We start from the raw sequence: 16,607 nt of genomic DNA on the forward strand, positions 1-16,607 counted from the left end.
CAGGATTACAACATGGCAGCCACTTTTCCGGGCGTTTGCGCCGTGGTGCCGGCAGCCGGTTTTGGCCGCCGCATGCAAACGGAATGCCCTAAACAATATCTCTCAATCGGTAACAAAACGATTCTCGAGCACGCGGTCGCCGCGCTGCTGGCAAACCCCCTTATACAGCGGGTAGTGATTGCCGTCAGCCCGGGCGACGTTCGCTTCAGCCAACTGCCGTTGGCGAACCACTCCCAAATCACCGTCGTTGATGGCGGCACGGAACGCGCGGACTCCGTTCTCGCTGGCCTGAAGGTTCTTGGCGAAGCCGACTGGGTGCTGGTGCACGATGCCGCGCGCCCCTGCCTGCACCAGGACGATCTCAGCCGCCTGCTTCAGCTATGCCAAACCAGCCGTACGGGCGGCATTCTGGCCGCTCCGGTTCGCGACACGATGAAGCGCGCGGAGCCGGGCAGGGCAGCCATCGCCCATACCGTTGAACGTAACGATTTATGGCACGCGCTGACGCCGCAATTTTTCCCTCGCGAACTGCTTGTTGATTGCCTGACGCGGGCGCTTAATGAAGGGGCGACCATCACCGACGAAGCCTCGGCGCTGGAGTACTGCGGCTTTCATCCTGAACTGGTCTCCGGACGAGCTGATAATATTAAAGTGACGCGCCCGGAAGACCTGGCGCTGGCCGAATTTTACCTTACCCGTTCCCGACACCAGGAGAAGGCTTAATGCGAATTGGACACGGTTTTGACGTACACGCTTTTGGCGGTGAAGGCCCAATCATCATCGGCGGCGTGCGCGTACCCTACGAGAAAGGGCTGCTGGCCCACTCCGACGGCGACGTCGCGCTGCACGCGCTGACCGATGCGCTGCTCGGCGCGGCGGCGCTGGGCGACATCGGCAAGCTGTTCCCGGATACCGACCCGGCCTTTAAGGGCGCCGACAGCCGCGAACTGCTGCGCGAAGCGTGGCGGCGGATTCAGGCGAAAGGCTATACCCTTGGCAACGTTGACGTCACCATTATCGCCCAGGCGCCAAAAATGCTGCCGCATATTCCCCAGATGCGCATCTTTATTGCCGAAGATCTCGGTTGCCATATGGACGATGTTAACGTCAAAGCCACCACCACGGAAAAGCTGGGCTTTACCGGTCGCGGCGAAGGCATTGCCTGTGAAGCGGTGGCGCTGCTGCGTAAGGCGGAGAAATGATCGCTTTTGACGAACTCACTTATCTGCATGGAAAACCGCTGAGCCAGGGGCTGCTAAAAGCCAACCCGGAGGACTTCGTGGTGGTTGAGGATCTGGGCTTTGCGCCTGACGGCGAAGGCGAGCATGTGCTGGTGCGTATTCTGAAAAACGGCTGCAATACCCGTTTTGTTGCTGACGCGCTGGCAAAATTCCTTAAAATTCATGCGCGTGAAGTGAGCTTTGCCGGGCAGAAGGACAAACACGCGGTCACTGAACAGTGGCTGTGCGCCCGAGTGCCGGGCAAAGAGATGCCCGACCTGAGCAAATTTCAGCTTGAAGGCTGTCAGGTACTGGAGTACGCGCGCCATAAGCGCAAGCTGCGCCTCGGGGCGCTGAAGGGGAACCAGTTTACGCTGGTGCTGCGCGAAATCAGCGATCGCGACGATGTCGAAACGCGTTTACAGGCGATTGCTGAGCATGGCGTACCCAACTATTTTGGCGCCCAGCGCTTCGGTATCGGCGGCAGTAACCTGCTGGGGGCGCTGCGCTGGGCCGAGAGCGGCGCGCCGGTGCGCGATCGCAATAAACGCAGTTTTTGGTTGTCGGCGGCCCGCAGCGCATTGTTTAATCAACAGGTTGGTATTAGATTAAAAAAACCGGAATTTAATCAGGTTGTTGATGGCGATGCGCTACAATTAGCGGGGCGCGGAAGCTGGTTCGTTGCGGCCTCTGAAGAACTGACGGAACTCCAGGCGCGGGTAGATAACCGCGAGCTGATGATTACCGCTGCGCTTGTGGGCAGCGGCGACTGGGGAAGCCAACGGGATGCGCTGGCCGCCGAGCAGGCGGCAGTGGTCGAAGAGACGCAGCTACAGGCGCTGCTGGTGCGTGAAAAAGTAGAGGCCGCCCGCCGGGCGATGCTGCTTTATCCCCAGCAGATGAGCTGGAACTGGTGGGATGACGTTACCGTTGAACTGCGTTTCTGGCTGCCCGCGGGCAGCTTCGCCACCAGCGTAGTAAGGGAGCTTATCAATACAACGGGTGACTATGCGAATATTGCTGAGTAACGATGATGGGATTCATGCGCCGGGCATTCAGACCCTGGCAAAGGCCTTACGGGAATTCGCTGAGGTTCAGATAGTTGCACCCGATCGTAACCGCAGCGGAGCGTCGAACTCCCTGACGCTGGAATCTTCGCTTCGCACTTTCACTTTTGATAACGGCGATATCGCCGTACAGATGGGTACGCCGACGGACTGTGTTTATCTCGGGGTCAACGCCCTGATGCGGCCGCGTCCGGATATCGTGGTTTCCGGCATTAACGCCGGACCCAACCTCGGTGACGACGTCATCTATTCCGGCACCGTTGCCGCCGCGATGGAAGGCCGTCATCTGGGCTTTCCGGCGCTGGCCGTCTCGCTAAACGGCTATCAGCATTACGATACCGCCGCTGCGGTCACCTGCTCTATTCTGCGCGCTTTAAGCCGCGAGCCGCTGCGCACCGGGCGCATTCTCAATATCAACGTGCCGGATCTGCCTCTTGAGCAGATCAAAGGTATCCGCGTGACCCGCTGCGGCAGTCGCCATCCTTCCGACCAGGTGATCCCGCAAAAAGATCCGCGCGGCAATACGCTGTACTGGATCGGACCGCCGGGCGAAAAGTACGACGCCGGGCCGGATACCGACTTTGCCGCCGTGGATGAAGGCTATGTGTCGGTCACGCCGCTACACGTCGATTTAACCGCCCACGGCGCGCATGAGGTGGTTAGCGGCTGGCTGGATCGCGTTGGAGTTGATACGCAATGGTAAGTAAACGTGTTGAAAGTCTTCTCAATCAGCTCCGCACGCAGGGCATTATTGACGAGCGCGTGCTGAACGCGATCGCCATGGTGCCGCGAGAAAAGTTTGTTGATGAAGCCTTTGAACATAAGGCGTGGGAAAACACGGCGCTGCCGATTGGTCAGGGGCAAACCATCTCGCAACCCTACATGGTGGCGCGGATGACCGAGCTTCTGACGCTAACGCCGGAGTCCCGGGTGCTGGAAATCGGCACCGGCTCTGGCTATCAGACGGCGATTCTGGCGCATCTGGTGCATCACGTTTGCTCGGTTGAGCGAATTAAGAGTTTGCAGTGGCACGCGCGCCGTCGTCTTAAACAACTTGATTTACATAATGTTTCAACCCGTCACGGCGATGGATGGCAGGGTTGGCAGGCGCGTGCGCCGTTCGACGCGATTATCGTTACCGCAGCGCCGCCGGAAATTCCGGCCGCGCTGCTGGCGCAGCTGGACGATGGCGGCGTACTGGTGCTGCCGGTTGGCGAAGAGCATCAGTTCCTGAAGCGGATCCGTCGGCGCGGCAACGAGTTTGTCATTGATACTGTCGAAGCCGTGCGCTTTGTTCCCCTCGTGAAGGGGGAGTTAGCCTGAACCCGGATTATTCCAGGTTTTTTTGCCTGCATTTAGGCATAGGGTGGACGCATTTTTCGTGTCCTGGCCGGGCGCCGCCCGGTGAGCAAGATATTGGTAGTTAACATATTCCTGGGGGATAAATGAGCGCGGGAAGCCCAAATTTTACCTTAAGCCGCATTGCGGCTTTATCACTGGTGTCACTGTGGCTGGCAGGCTGCAGCAGCTCCAACAATCCGCCTGCGCCGGTCAGCTCGGCTGGCGGGACTTCGTCTTCCAGCACGAATTCCGGAATGCTGATCACGCCTCCATCCAATAACGTTCCGCAGGCGCGCCCGGTACAAACGCAGCCGGTGCAGACGCAGCCCGCTCAGGTCCAGCCGATGGCTCAGGAGCCGGTACAAACGGTGAACGGCAAAATTGTCTACAATCGTAAGTATGGGGATATTCCGAAAGGTAGCTATACCGGCGGCAGTACCTATACTGTTAAACGCGGCGACACGCTATTCTATATTGCGTGGGTCACCGGGAACGACTTCCGCGACCTGGCGCAGCGTAATAATATCCCGGCGCCGTACGGACTGAACGTGGGTCAGACGCTGCAGGTTGGCAACGCATCCGGTCAGCCAATCACCGGAGATAACCCTGTCGCCCAGGCCAGCGTGAAGGCCAGCAGCGGCGGGATGTTAACCGCAAATTCTGCACAAAAATCCACCGCGGTGGTTGCGTCCCAACCAACTATTACGTATTCTGAATCTTCAGGTGAACAGAGTGCTAATAAGATGTTGCCGAATAACAAGCCTGCGACGACAACAACCGTCGCGCCTGTTACGGCCCCGGCTGTCAGCACAACCCAATCGACTGCAAGCAGTACGTCAACCAGTTCGCCGATCTCTTCATGGCGCTGGCCGACTGATGGCAAGGTTATCGAGAACTTTAGTGGTGCCGAAGGTGGCAATAAAGGTATTGATATTGCAGGCAGTAAAGGACAGGCTATTGTCGCGACCGCAGATGGGCGCGTCGTCTATGCCGGTAACGCACTGCGCGGTTACGGTAATCTTATTATCATCAAACACAACGATGATTACCTGAGCGCCTACGCACATAACGATACGATGCTGGTAAAAGAGCAACAAGATATCAAGGCGGGGCAGAAAATCGCTACCATGGGTAGCACAGGTACAAGTTCTACACGTTTGCATTTTGAAATTCGTTACAAGGGGAAATCCGTCAACCCGCTGCAGTATTTACCGCAGCGATAATTTGGCAAAGTACGGATAAGCTCAGTATCGCTAAAAGAGGCGCCAGGGCGGCCAGAATGCCTGCTTTACCGGGGCAGAAAAGGTTCTCGTCCGGGCGTCTTTTAAGTGATGTTTAGCGGAAGGTGCTTTGCTCAGGGATCACGGGTAGGAGCCATCTTTATGAGTCAGAATACGCTGAAAGTTCATGATTTAAATGAAGACGCGGAATTTGATGAGAACGGAGTCGAGGTTTTTGATGAGAAAGCCTTAGTTGAAGAGGAACCCAGTGATAGCGATCTGGCTGAGGAAGAGCTTCTTTCGCAGGGAGCAACCCAACGGGTGCTCGATGCGACGCAGCTTTATCTTGGAGAGATTGGTTATTCCCCACTGCTGACGGCCGAAGAAGAGGTTTATTTTGCGCGTCGCGCGCTGCGTGGTGACGTTGCGTCACGCCGCCGGATGATCGAAAGTAACCTGCGTCTGGTCGTCAAGATAGCCCGCCGTTACGGCAATCGCGGTCTGGCTCTGCTGGATCTGATTGAAGAAGGTAACCTGGGGCTGATTCGCGCAGTTGAGAAGTTTGACCCGGAACGTGGGTTCCGTTTTTCGACTTACGCGACCTGGTGGATTCGCCAAACGATTGAACGGGCGATCATGAACCAAACCCGTACCATTCGTTTACCTATCCATATCGTCAAAGAGCTGAACGTTTATCTGCGTACCGCACGCGAGTTGTCCCATAAGCTGGACCACGAGCCAAGCGCGGAAGAGATAGCCGAACAGCTGGATAAGCCAGTTGATGACGTGAGCCGCATGCTGCGTCTGAACGAGCGCATTACCTCGGTGGATACACCGCTGGGCGGCGACTCGGAAAAAGCGCTGCTGGATATTCTGGCCGATGAAAAAGACAACGGCCCGGAAGACACCACGCAGGACGATGACATGAAACAAAGCATCGTCAAATGGCTGTTCGAACTGAACGCCAAGCAGCGTGAAGTGCTGGCTCGTCGCTTTGGTCTGCTCGGCTATGAAGCCGCGACGCTTGAGGATGTGGGCCGCGAAATTGGCCTGACCCGCGAACGCGTGCGTCAGATCCAGGTAGAAGGTCTCCGCCGTCTGCGGGAGATCCTGCAAAGCCAGGGGCTGAACATCGAAGCGCTGTTCCGCGAGTAAGACACCTTTCTTAAAAAAGGCTCAATCGTTTGATTGGGCCTTTTTCTTTTTTGGGGCCTCCGTCGCTTACGCGATCGCCGTCTCGTGGAGGTGCCGCCAGATGATTTTCTCTTCCTGCAGACGGAAAAGAACCGTCGACCAGCGCGAGGTTTCCGCTTTGCCGGGGAGCGCGTGTATTTCCCGGTAGCTCACCGCTGCGCCATCGCGCCATTCGGCAAGTATGACGGCACTATCGACGACAATCTTTAAGCCTGGACGGCTGGCGCGAGCCCCGTGAAAAAAGGCGCTGACCGCCTGATGATCCATGCGCATACCGTTTATCGGGATCATGGTAAAGTCCGGGCTAAAGCGACGCATCAGCGCGTCGGCGCTCCCTTCACCCTGATTCAGCCAGTTTTCTATAGCCACGTGGGCCGCAATAACTTCCGCAATATAGCGATTCATTTGTTCTCCATTTTACCGTGCAGGCGCATGATTATCGCCCGGTTATCGAAGGTAAGGCAGCCCAGCAGCGGCGCCAGGGTCAACGCGGCGGCGGCGATAAATACGCCACGCCACGCCTGCGGCGTTGGCCAGTAAAGCAAAAAGGCGCTCAGTAAGGCTGCCAGTAGCGCAGATCCCATCAGGAAACTGAGCTGGCGGTTAAGATTCCACAGCGCGCTGGCGTCCGGCATATCGCCGTTCGCCACATTCAGAAACGCGCTGCTCTGGGCCGTACTGCTGCACAGGCTGCCGCCTGCGCCCATGAATATAAATGCCGCGATTAACATACTGCTGGCGGTATGGGCATTGACGCCAGCCAGGGTGACGATCCCGACTGACTGGAGAAGGCAGCCTACCGCGATAAGCGGGCGAGGGCCGAGACGATTGAAATAGCGGCCGGTCGTCGCGATCGCCACAAACGAAGCCAGCGACCACGGAAGCATCAGGGCGCCGATGGCGGAGGGCGACATCCCCGTCACGCTTTGTAAATAAAACATCCCGACGACATTGATGCCAATAAAAGTCCCCGGCACGCAGAGATAGACCAGCATTGAAAAGCGCAGCAGCGGATCGCGCAGTAGTGAGAGACGCAGGAGTCCCCCCGGCCGCGCGACGCGTCTCTCATCCTTAATCCACAGCGCTGCCAGTCCGAACGTCAGCAGCGCGATCGGCAGGCTGGCAAAGAAAACCCAGCGCCAGCTGAGCGATTGCACCAGCACCCCGCCGATCGCCGGCGAGCACGCCGGCGCCAGCAGCCCGACCAGCATCACCGCGGCGGAAAGTTTCGCCCGCTCGTGAGGCCTGAACTGTTGCCAGGTTAGCGACTGGCCTGGCGGGATCAATAGTCCGCCGCCCATCCCCTGCAGGGCGCGCCACATGACAAGGCTGGTCAACGAGTCGGCCATTCCTGCGGCCAGAGCCCCAATGCTAAATATGCTGAGCGAAAGCAGGAATACCCGCCGGGTACCAAACTGCTGGCTGAGCCAGGCGCTAAACGGCAGTACCAGCGTGAGCCCGGCAATATAGCCATTGCTGACCCACGCCAGTTCGCCCACCGACGCGTGCAGCGTCCGGCCCATCGCCGGAAAGGCGACGCTGGCGATGAACATATTGATTAAGTCGAGAAAGAAACCCAGCAGAAAAACGGTTGCGACCTTGCTGCGATACGTCATTGATTAAACCCCCCGTGAAGGCCGCTACTGTAAACCTCAGCGTCAGGGCGAATAAACACGACATTCGGAGATATACTGTCTGAAATTTTTTGACAATTGGCGGCGCGATGCTGAACCTGCAGCGGATGAACATGTTTGTAGCGGTGGTCGATAGCGGAAGTTTTACCGCGGCGGCGACGGCCCTGGGGCAGACCAAGGCGGTGGTGAGTTTCAACATTCGCCAGCTGGAGAGCGAGCTGGGGGTTACGCTGCTGTTGCGATCGACCCGGCGGCTGACGCTGACGGAAGCCGGTTCGCTCTTCTATCATCGCGGGGTCGCGCTGCTGAAAGCGGCGGAAAACCTGCAGGACGACGTCCGGGGCAGCCACGTGGGGTTGAGCGGTGAACTGCGGATCACAACGACGCCAGAATATGGCGCGCAGGTGATTATCCCGGCGCTGGCGGAGTTCAGCCAGCGGCATCCAGCGCTCCGCGTGCGCCATGTTTCTTCTTCTCACCACGCGGATTTAATCTCCGAACGGTTTGACGTGGCGATTCGCCTCGGGACGCTGGCGGATTCGCGCTACCGCGCGGCGCTGATATCGCGTTTTGCCATCGTCCCGGTTGCTGCCCCATCATGGCTGGCGCAGCATCCTGTAAAGACGCTTGAGGAGCTGGCCCACGCGGCGTGGATTATTCATGAACGTCTGACCGCGCCGCTCCGCTGGCCGCTTACCGGGCCCGATGAGGAGAGCATCGCCTTCGAGATTAAACAGGCGCCGCGGCTGTCGGCAGATAGCGCCAGCGCGCTGATGGCCTTTGCGCTAGCGGGCAGCGGCATCGCGCTGCTGCCCGAATGGCTGGTGGCCGCTGCGCTGGCAGACAGCGCGCTGGTGAAGGTGATGCCGGCGTTTAGCTTTCCGCGCCAGGGGGTGTACGCGGTTTACCCGGACGCGCAGCACGTTCCCGTCAGGGTCCGGGCGTTTATTGATTTTCTCCGCGAGCGCCTGGGTTAATTGGGTTCTCGCGCTATCAGCTTGTGGATGATTTGCGAAAACTGCTGGCGCTCTTCATCGTTCAGCCGACCTAAAAATTCTTCATCAACGGCGTTACCCAGCGGCATTGAGCTTGCCAGTAGCGCTTCGCCTTCTGCGGTTAAATAGACAAACCGACGGCGTTTGTCCGCCGGATCGTGTTCGCGACGAACCAGACCGCGGCTCTCCATTCGGCTCAGCATCTCCGCCAGCGTCGCTTTCGTGCTGACCGCCGCTTCCGTTAGCGTCACCTGTTCAATGCCGGGATGTTCGGCAATGGAACGCATCACCGCATACTGCGGTTTGGTGAGGTCCGGCAGTTCAAGCTGCCAGCGGGCGGTGTGCTGCTGAAAAAGCTGGCGTAGCAGGTGAAACGCCTCGTTTTTTAACTCCATGACAACTCCGTAATCAAACCGTCGGTTCTATGATAGCCGTTCGGGAGGCGTTTTAGCATTTTTCCTGTTTTGATGAAAAATGCGGCCGTGTACGAACGCACTTGCACGAAAAGCTCATCAAGGGTAGTTTTAATAAAAACGTTCGTATACGAACAATTGTGAGGCGATGATGAAGCTAATCGTAGGGATGACCGGAGCGACGGGTGCTCCGCTGGGCGTGGCGCTGCTCAAAGCGCTGCGAGAGATGCCGGAAGTGGAAACGCATCTGGTGATGTCAAAGTGGGCCAAAACCACCATTGAGCTGGAAACGCCTTACAGCGCCCGTGAAGTGGCTGCGCTGGCCGATTTCTCGCACAGTCCGGCGGACCAGGCCGCCGTCATCTCATCGGGTTCATTTCGTACCGACGGCATGATCGTTATCCCCTGCAGTATGAAAACGCTGGCGGGTATCCGTGCCGGTTATGCCGAGGGGCTGGTGGGGCGGGCCGCGGACGTGGTGCTGAAAGAGGGGCGTAAGCTGGTGCTGGTGCCGCGTGAAATGCCGTTGAGCACGATCCATCTGGAAAACATGCTGGCCCTGTCACGCATGGGGGTGGCGATGGTGCCGCCCATGCCCGCTTATTACAACCATCCCAAAACCATTGAGGACGTCACTGACCACGTTGTCACGCGGGTGCTGGATCAGTTCGGTCTGGAGTATCACAAAGCGCGCCGCTGGAGCGGGTTGCGGGCGGTAGAGAATGTATCACAGGAGAATGAATAATGGCTTTTGATGATTTGCGCAGCTTTTTGCAGGCGCTGGACGACCAGGGGCAACTGCTGAAAATTAGCGAAGAAGTGAACGCGGAACCGGATCTGGCCGCGGCGGCAAACGCCACCGGACGCATCGGCGATGGCGCGCCGGCGCTTTGGTTCGATAATATTCGCGGTTTTACCGATGCGCGCGTGGCAATGAACACCATCGGTTCCTGGCAGAACCACGCTATCTCGCTGGGCTTGCCGCCGAATACGCCGGTGAAAAAGCAGATCGACGAGTTTATTCGCCGTTGGGATAAGTTTCCGGTAACGCCGGAGCGGCGGGCAAATCCGGCGTGGGCGGAAAATAGCGTCGACGGTGAAGACATTAATCTGTTTGATATTCTGCCCTTGTTCCGTCTTAACGACGGCGACGGTGGTTTTTATCTCGATAAAGCCTGCGTGGTTTCTCGCGATCCCCTCGACCCGGATAATTTTGGCAAGCAAAACGTCGGCATTTACCGTATGGAGGTGAAGGGTAAACGTAAGCTCGGCCTCCAGCCGGTGCCCATGCATGATATCGCCTTACACCTGCACAAAGCGGAAGAGCGCGGTGAAGATCTGCCGATCGCCATTACCCTGGGCAACGATCCGATTATCACCCTGATGGGCGCCACGCCGCTGAAATACGATCAGTCGGAATATGAGATGGCCGGCGCGCTGCGTGAAAGCCCGTACCCTATCGCCACCGCGCCGCTGACCGGCTTCGACGTACCGTGGGGGTCAGAGGTGATCCTCGAAGGGGTTATTGAAAGCCGCAAGCGCGAAATTGAAGGCCCGTTCGGCGAATTTACCGGCCACTACTCGGGCGGCCGTAATATGACGGTGGTGCGTATCGATAAGGTTTCCTACCGCAGCAAGCCGATTTTCGAGTCCCTCTATCTTGGTATGCCGTGGACCGAGATCGACTACCTGATGGGCCCGGCCACCTGCGTACCGCTGTATCAGCAGCTGAAGGCCGAGTTCCCGGAGGTGCAGGCCGTCAACGCGATGTACACCCACGGCCTGCTGGCGATTATCTCCACCAAAAAACGCTACGGCGGCTTTGCCCGCGCGGTGGGTCTGCGGGCGATGACCACGCCGCACGGCCTGGGCTACGTGAAGATGGTGATCATGGTTGATGAAGACGTCGACCCGTTCAACCTGCCGCAGGTGATGTGGGCGCTGTCGTCGAAGGTCAACCCGGCGGGTGACCTGGTGCAGCTGCCGAATATGTCGGTCCTGGAGCTTGATCCAGGCTCCAGCCCGGCGGGGATCACCGACAAACTGATTATCGACGCCACCACGCCGGTTGCGCCCGATCTGCGCGGCCACTACAGCCAGCCGGTACAGGATCTTCCTGAAACCAAAGCCTGGGCTGAAAAACTGACCGCCATGCTGGCCAACCGTAAATAAGGAGAAGAAGATGATTTGTCCACGCTGCGCCGATGAACATATTGAAGTGCTGGCAACATCGCCGGTAAAAGATGTCTGGACGGTATTCCAGTGCCAGCACTGTTTCTACACCTGGCGGAATACTGAACCGCTACGCCGCACCAGCCGGGAACATTATCCGGAAGCGTTCCGCATGACCCAAAAGGATATCGATGACGCGCCAATGGTGCCGCATATTCCGCCGCTGCTGGCGGAAGATAAACGCTAAAATCAACGGGGTCCGCTTAGTCGGGCCTTTTTATATTTAGTTAATCAATGCAAAATATTTATTAATTAAATTTTCAAATTGCATAAAAGGTTAATAGAGCAGATACGTTTGCGAGCCATCTTCCAGTTTATAATAAAATCAACGGGTTTGATAAATTACCGATAAGCTTCGCGGCCGGGAAAATATAGAATAGCGGCGGGTGCTTGAGGCTATCTGGCTTTGAGCATTGACAAGGATTCAGATAGACGAAAGCCCCAGGAGATATTTCTATCAACTGAGGCTGACGAATGAACCTGAACAATTCAGATGTTAGTCTCTTCTTTGCAGGGAGGCAAGACATGCTAACAAAATATGCCCTTGTGGCAATCGTCGTACTGTGTATTACGGTACTGGGATTTACGCTTTTGGTGCGCAGCTCGCTGTGCGAACTCAGTATTAAAGAGCGTAGTATGGAGTTTAAAGCTGTTCTCGCTTACGAATCGAAGAAATAGCATCAGCGCGGGGGCAACCCCGCGTATTGGTTGTCAGGATGCATCCTCTCGCACCCAGTTTGCATTTGTTAAAACGGCAGCACCGCAGGGCGCTGCCGTTTTTTCACGTTAAACGAGAACTACACCAGGCTCTTCAGGCGATAGATCCACTCCAGCGCCTGGCGCGGAGTCAGCGAATCCGGGTCAAGATTCTCCAGCGCTTCAACCGCGGGCGAGGTCTCTTCCGGAGCGGAAAGCAGCGACATCTGGGTACCGTCCACCTGCGTGGCGGCAGCGCTCGGCGCAATGCTTTCCAGCTCGCGCAGCTTCTGCCGCGCGCGTTTAATCACCTCTTTCGGCACACCGGCCAGCGCGGCAACCGCCAGACCGTAGCTCTTACTGGCCGCACCATCCTGCACGCTGTGCATGAAGGCGATGGTGTCGCCGTGCTCCAGAGCATCAAGATGGACGTTGGCCACGCCTTCCATTTTCTCCGGCAGCTGGGTCAGCTCGAAGTAGTGGGTGGCAAACAGGGTCAGGGCCTTAATCTTGTTCGCCAGATTTTCCGCGCAGGCCCACGCCAGCGACAGGCCATCGTAGGTCGAGGTGCCACGACCGATTTCATCCATCAGCACCAGGCTATGCTCGGTGGCGTTATGCAGAATATTGGCGGTTTCGGTCATCTCTACCATAAAGGTTGAGCGGCCGCTGGCCAGGTCATCCGCCGCGCCGACGCGGGTGAAAATACGATCGATGGGGCCGATGTCGACTTTTTCCGCCGGAACGTAGCTGCCGATATACGCCAGCAGGGCGATCAGCGCGGTCTGACGCATATAGGTACTTTTACCGCCCATATTCGGACCGGTGATAATCAGCATTCTCCGCTGCGGGGCGAGGTGCAGCGGGTTAGCGATGAACGGCTCTTTCAGAACCTGCTCAACCACCGGATGGCGGCCTTCGCTGATACGAATACCCGGCTTATCGCTAAAGGTCGGGCAGCAGTAGTTGAGGGTCTCCGCGCGCTCGGCGAGGTTCACCAGCACATCGAGCTCCGCCAGCGCGCTGGCGCTCTGCTGCAGATCGCCAAGATGCGGCAGCAGCATATCGAAAAGTTCATCGTACAGTTGCTTTTCCAGCGCCAGCGCCTTCCCTTTGGAGGTCAGCACTTTGTCTTCATACTCCTTCAGCTCAGGAATAATATAGCGCTCGGCGTTCTTGAGGGTCTGGCGACGGACGTAGTGGATCGGCGCATGCTGGCTCTGACCGCGGCTAATCTGGATGTAGTAGCCGTGGACGGCATTGTAGCCTACCTTCAGCGTGTCCAGCCCCAGGCGCTCGCGCTCGCGAACTTCCAGTCTGTCGAGGTAATCGGTCGCGCCATCGGCCAGGCCGCGCCACTCATCGAGTTCCGCGTTATAGCCGGGGGCGATAACGCCGCCGTCGCGAACCAGTACCGGCGGCGCATCGATAATCGCCCGTTCCAGCAGTTCGCGCAGCTCGCTAAATTCCCCCATCTTTTCCCGGAGCCGCTGTACTGGCGCACAGTCGACGTCCCCCAGCATCGCGCGCAGTGCCGGCAGCTGCTGGAAAGCGTGACGCATACGCGCTAAATCGCGAGGACGGGCGGTGCGAAGCGCCAGGCGCGCCAGAATACGTTCGAGGTCGCCGACCTGGCGCAGTACCGGCTGCAGCTCGGTGTAATGTTCCTGCAGCGCGCCGATGGTCTGCTGGCGCTCTACCAGCACGGCGGTGTCGCGCGCCGGCATATGCAGCCAGCGCTTAAGCATACGGCTGCCCATGGGGGTCACGGTGCAGTCGAGCACCGAGGCCAGCGTATTATCAAAGCCGCCGGCCAGGTTCTGGGTGATCTCCAGATTGCGGCGGGTGGCCGCATCCATAATGATGCTGTCCTGCTGGCGCTCCATCGTGATGGAGCGGATATGCGGCAATGACGTGCGCTGGGTGTCTTTGACGTACTGCAGCAGGCAGCCGGCGGCGCACAGGCCGCGCGGGGCGTTTTCAACGCCGAAACCAACCAGATCGCGCGTACCGAACTGGAGATTGAGCTGCTGGCGCGCGGTGTCGATTTCAAATTCCCACAGCGGACGGCGGCGCAGGCCGCGGCGGCCCTCAATCAGCGACGACTCGGCAAAATCCTCCGCGTACAGCAGCTCGGCGGGGTTGGTGCGCTGGAGCTCCGCCGCCATCGTTTCGCGGTCAGCGGGTTCGCTCAGGCGAAAACGTCCGGAGCTGATATCGAGGGTGGCGTAGCCAAAACCTTTACTATCCTGCCAGATGGCGGCCAGCAGATTGTCCTGGCGTTCCTGCAGCAGCGCTTCATCGCTGATGGTGCCCGGGGTCACAATGCGGACGACTTTGCGTTCAACCGGCCCTTTGGTGGTTGCCGGATCGCCAATCTGTTCGCAAATGGCCACCGACTCGCCCTGATTAACCAGCTTAGCCAGATAGTTCTCTACCGCGTGATGGGGGATCCCGGCCATCGGAATCGGTTCGCCCGCGGAGGCGCCGCGCTTCGTCAGCGAGATATCCAGCAGCTGCGATGCGCGTTTCGCATCGTCATAGAACAGTTCGTAAAAATCACCCATCCGGTAAAACAGCAGAATCTCCGGGTGCTGGGCTTTCAGCTTGAGATACTGCTGCATCATCGGGGTGTGGGCGTCAAGATTCTCTAGTGTACTCATCAGTTTTTGCTGTCCATTTTCTGAAGTTTTAATGAGTTAGCGGAGTTTATTGTTTTCATGACGTCGCGCTATCGCTCATCGGTTCCCGTGAAACTGTGCATTTCTGTTTATTGACTCATGAGCCGCATGATAACGGAGTCTTCAGGTCAGGAAAACAAGAAGCAGCGGCGGTATGCCGGAGGGGGAGGTCGCAGCGGAAAAAGGCTATACTGGCGAATGCAGGTCGATGGTATAGACGGGGAGACATCCGTTTTCACCGGCGTCGTACGCCTCGCGTTATTTCCCTTATTCCGTCTACTTTTCACCGTTGCGTGTAGCAGAAAAGGGGCTTTGTTAATAAAATGTGATCTGTGTTACAATTCTCTTACCATCAATATCTTTCGTTTATCCTCTATTAATTACCTTTCGTAATTTGTTTTTAGGATATATCTCAGCATTCTGCGAGTTAATTTCCTATGGTGGCATTGTTCGCGAGGTTAAATCTTTTTTTAATTCCTTTGTAAATGTATCTCTTTTTACCTAAAAAATGATTTGTTAGTATTTTTGTCGACCAGGGGATCTGGCTTTAATTAAATTATTAATATTAATTAATAGTCTAATTATTGAAACGGATTTTTCGGTGATGCGGAGGGCTGCAAATTGTTATGAGAGTATAACTCAGCAATTTTATAGCTCCTTACTCTTTAGGATAAAAATTTATAACGCAGGAATTTTCTATGAAACTGAATAAAGTTGCTATGGCTGTGGCATTAACTGCTGCTCTCGGCTCAATGTCTGCACTGGCTGATACCACTAATGGCCAGATTGAGCTTCAGGGTGAGCTGGTGAATACCGCGTGTGGTTTAGCGCCGTCGTCCAGCCCGGTAACCGTTGATTTTGGTCAGGTTCCAGTTTCCCTGCTGCAAGGCGGTGGTCAGGCAACTGAAACCAAAAACATCGAGCTGCAGTATTGCGATACCACCATCGCCAGCAGCGCCGTTGTTTCCTATACCCCGACTTCGGTTAACCCGAACGATCCTACCCTGGCTGCATTTACTTCTGGTACCGCATCTGGTGCAGGTATCGGCCTGAAAGACAGCGCTAGCCAGACTGTGACCTGGGGCGCGCAGACCACGCCGGTCACCCTGGTCGATGGTACTAACACCATTCCTTTCGTGGCCTTCCTGAAAGCGGAAGCGGCAGCGAGCGGTTCTACCACTACCGTAACCGCGGGTGCATTCCAGTCAACGATCAATTTCACTATCGATTATCAATAATCGATTTTGAGTTATCGCTCGCGGGGAGGTTTCTCCCCGCGATATTGGATGGTGTACCCGATAATATGGAATTCTGAGTATGGTTAAGGATACAGAGAAAAAGAGACTGATGGCGCTATTCGTATCGGTATTACTCTTTTCCGGACATGCTTCGAGTACTAATTTTACGCCCGGACAGCTGGCGCTTTCGGGGGAGCTGGTTGCTGCCGCCTGCGATATTGATCCCAGCTCGCGGGAGCTATGGGTGGATTTCGGCAACATATCCGCTCGCGATATTAATATGGATCAAGAAGGCAAGCTCGTCCGGCCTTTTCTGGTGCGCTTAGTGGGCTGCGCGTCTTACGGCAGCGAAAATCAATCAACGCCCGGTGCTTATGCCACGATTACTTTTACCGGCAATGCGTCATCGCAGGACCCGACCGTATTAATTCCGGATGGGGAAGGAAAGGGGTTTGGTATACAGATTCGCGATCGCCGTGGGGAAGTTTTAACTTTTGGAGAACCCTCCTCGGGATATCTGCTAAGTGATGAGAATAATACGCTGAAATTCACCGCTTCGCTGGTTCCGGTTCAGCAACATATTAAGGCTGGGGATTTTTACGCCGTCACTCGTTTTTATATGGATTACAACTAGACGCAAGCCAGCTATTGCTGTTGTAGCTTGTTTACCGCGCAC

The 16,607-nt window shown here is 56.8% G+C and carries 18 protein-coding genes; 14 read left to right on the forward strand and 4 right to left on the reverse strand.

Annotated features, from left to right (window positions below):
• Positions 1–12: 12 nt before the first annotated feature.
• The 7 genes from ispD (at position 13) to rpoS (ending at position 6,003) form a co-directional block, all read left to right on the forward strand.
• Positions 13–723 carry a 2-C-methyl-D-erythritol 4-phosphate cytidylyltransferase gene (gene ispD, locus ACESQ2_RS13400; RefSeq protein WP_046877398.1) on the forward strand — a complete coding sequence of 237 codons (711 nt, stop codon included), beginning with the start codon at positions 13–15 and terminating at the stop codon, positions 721–723.
• Positions 723–1,202: a 2-C-methyl-D-erythritol 2,4-cyclodiphosphate synthase gene (ispF, locus tag ACESQ2_RS13405; RefSeq protein WP_004853615.1), complete on the forward strand. Its 480-nt coding sequence runs from the start codon at positions 723–725 to the stop codon at positions 1,200–1,202. Before ispD ends, ispF begins: the two co-directional genes overlap by 1 nt.
• A complete protein-coding gene (gene truD, locus ACESQ2_RS13410; protein ID WP_014226586.1) occupies positions 1,199–2,248 on the forward strand; it encodes a tRNA pseudouridine(13) synthase TruD in 1,050 nt (349 codons plus the stop codon). Before ispF ends, truD begins: the two co-directional genes overlap by 4 nt.
• On the forward strand, positions 2,229–2,990 hold the full coding sequence (gene surE, locus ACESQ2_RS13415; RefSeq protein ID WP_004124266.1) for a 5'/3'-nucleotidase SurE: 762 nt from the start codon (positions 2,229–2,231) through the stop codon (positions 2,988–2,990). Before truD ends, surE begins: the two co-directional genes overlap by 20 nt.
• Positions 2,984–3,610 carry a protein-L-isoaspartate(D-aspartate) O-methyltransferase gene (locus ACESQ2_RS13420; protein WP_009651549.1) on the forward strand — a complete coding sequence of 209 codons (627 nt, stop codon included), beginning with the start codon at positions 2,984–2,986 and terminating at the stop codon, positions 3,608–3,610. Before surE ends, ACESQ2_RS13420 begins: the two co-directional genes overlap by 7 nt.
• Positions 3,611–3,792: 182 nt before the next feature.
• The gene (gene nlpD, locus ACESQ2_RS13425) at positions 3,793–4,851 is read left to right on the forward strand and encodes a murein hydrolase activator NlpD (RefSeq protein WP_223226746.1); all 1,059 of its coding nucleotides are present in this window, start codon (positions 3,793–3,795) and stop codon (positions 4,849–4,851) included.
• Positions 4,852–5,010: 159 nt separating this feature from the next.
• A complete protein-coding gene (rpoS, locus tag ACESQ2_RS13430) occupies positions 5,011–6,003 on the forward strand; it encodes an RNA polymerase sigma factor RpoS (protein ID WP_004104962.1) in 993 nt (330 codons plus the stop codon).
• Positions 6,004–6,069: 66 nt separating this feature from the next.
• Here rpoS and ACESQ2_RS13435 read toward each other — a convergent pair whose 3' ends face one another.
• Positions 6,070–6,447: a hypothetical protein gene (locus ACESQ2_RS13435; protein ID WP_042945973.1), complete on the reverse strand. Its 378-nt coding sequence runs from the start codon at positions 6,445–6,447 to the stop codon at positions 6,070–6,072.
• A complete protein-coding gene (locus ACESQ2_RS13440; protein ID WP_224260162.1) occupies positions 6,444–7,658 on the reverse strand; it encodes an MFS transporter in 1,215 nt (404 codons plus the stop codon). The genes ACESQ2_RS13435 and ACESQ2_RS13440 overlap by 4 nt, the downstream gene beginning before the upstream one ends.
• Before the next feature lie 107 nt (positions 7,659–7,765).
• On the opposite strand from ACESQ2_RS13440, the gene ACESQ2_RS13445 reads away from it, so the two are divergent.
• Complete coding sequence (locus ACESQ2_RS13445; protein ID WP_014839360.1) at positions 7,766–8,653, forward strand: LysR family transcriptional regulator; 888 nt, start codon at positions 7,766–7,768, stop codon at positions 8,651–8,653.
• Here the strand turns inward: ACESQ2_RS13445 and ACESQ2_RS13450 are convergent.
• Positions 8,650–9,066, reverse strand: coding sequence for a MarR family winged helix-turn-helix transcriptional regulator (locus tag ACESQ2_RS13450; protein ID WP_004853601.1), 417 nt, complete (start codon positions 9,064–9,066; stop codon positions 8,650–8,652). The genes ACESQ2_RS13445 and ACESQ2_RS13450 overlap by 4 nt on opposite strands.
• Positions 9,067–9,235: 169 nt before the next feature.
• Between ACESQ2_RS13450 and ACESQ2_RS13455 the strand changes: the two genes are divergently transcribed.
• The 4 genes from ACESQ2_RS13455 to ACESQ2_RS13470 all read left to right on the forward strand — a co-directional run bounded on the left by ACESQ2_RS13455 (position 9,236) and on the right by ACESQ2_RS13470 (position 11,994).
• Positions 9,236–9,829, forward strand: a complete 594-nt coding sequence (locus ACESQ2_RS13455; protein WP_004104955.1) for a non-oxidative hydroxyarylic acid decarboxylases subunit B — start codon at positions 9,236–9,238, stop codon at positions 9,827–9,829.
• On the forward strand, positions 9,829–11,256 hold the full coding sequence (locus ACESQ2_RS13460; protein WP_004114871.1) for a non-oxidative hydroxyarylic acid decarboxylases subunit C: 1,428 nt from the start codon (positions 9,829–9,831) through the stop codon (positions 11,254–11,256). Before ACESQ2_RS13455 ends, ACESQ2_RS13460 begins: the two co-directional genes overlap by 1 nt.
• 10 nt (positions 11,257–11,266) lie before the next feature.
• A complete protein-coding gene (locus tag ACESQ2_RS13465) occupies positions 11,267–11,503 on the forward strand; it encodes a non-oxidative hydroxyarylic acid decarboxylases subunit D (RefSeq protein ID WP_004853596.1) in 237 nt (78 codons plus the stop codon).
• A gap of 338 nt (positions 11,504–11,841) precedes the next feature.
• Positions 11,842–11,994 (forward strand): Hok/Gef family protein, encoded by a 153-nt coding sequence (locus tag ACESQ2_RS13470; RefSeq protein WP_009651623.1) that lies wholly within the window; start codon positions 11,842–11,844, stop codon positions 11,992–11,994.
• Between the two features lie 119 nt (positions 11,995–12,113).
• Here ACESQ2_RS13470 and mutS read toward each other — a convergent pair whose 3' ends face one another.
• Entirely contained in the window at positions 12,114–14,675 is a 2,562-nt protein-coding gene (gene mutS, locus ACESQ2_RS13475) for a DNA mismatch repair protein MutS (protein ID WP_047723001.1), read from the reverse strand.
• Between the two features lie 716 nt (positions 14,676–15,391).
• Between mutS and ACESQ2_RS13480 the strand changes: the two genes are divergently transcribed.
• Together ACESQ2_RS13480 and ACESQ2_RS13485 are read left to right on the forward strand one after the other, a co-directional pair.
• Positions 15,392–15,931, forward strand: coding sequence for a fimbrial protein (locus ACESQ2_RS13480; protein WP_004124241.1), 540 nt, complete (start codon positions 15,392–15,394; stop codon positions 15,929–15,931).
• A gap of 79 nt (positions 15,932–16,010) precedes the next feature.
• Positions 16,011–16,565 (forward strand): fimbrial protein, encoded by a 555-nt coding sequence (locus tag ACESQ2_RS13485; protein WP_014226579.1) that lies wholly within the window; start codon positions 16,011–16,013, stop codon positions 16,563–16,565.
• Positions 16,566–16,607: the final 42 nt, after the last annotated feature.

Source organism: Klebsiella sp. Q11, from assembly GCF_964241505.1.
GTDB lineage: Bacteria > Pseudomonadota > Gammaproteobacteria > Enterobacterales > Enterobacteriaceae > Klebsiella > Klebsiella michiganensis.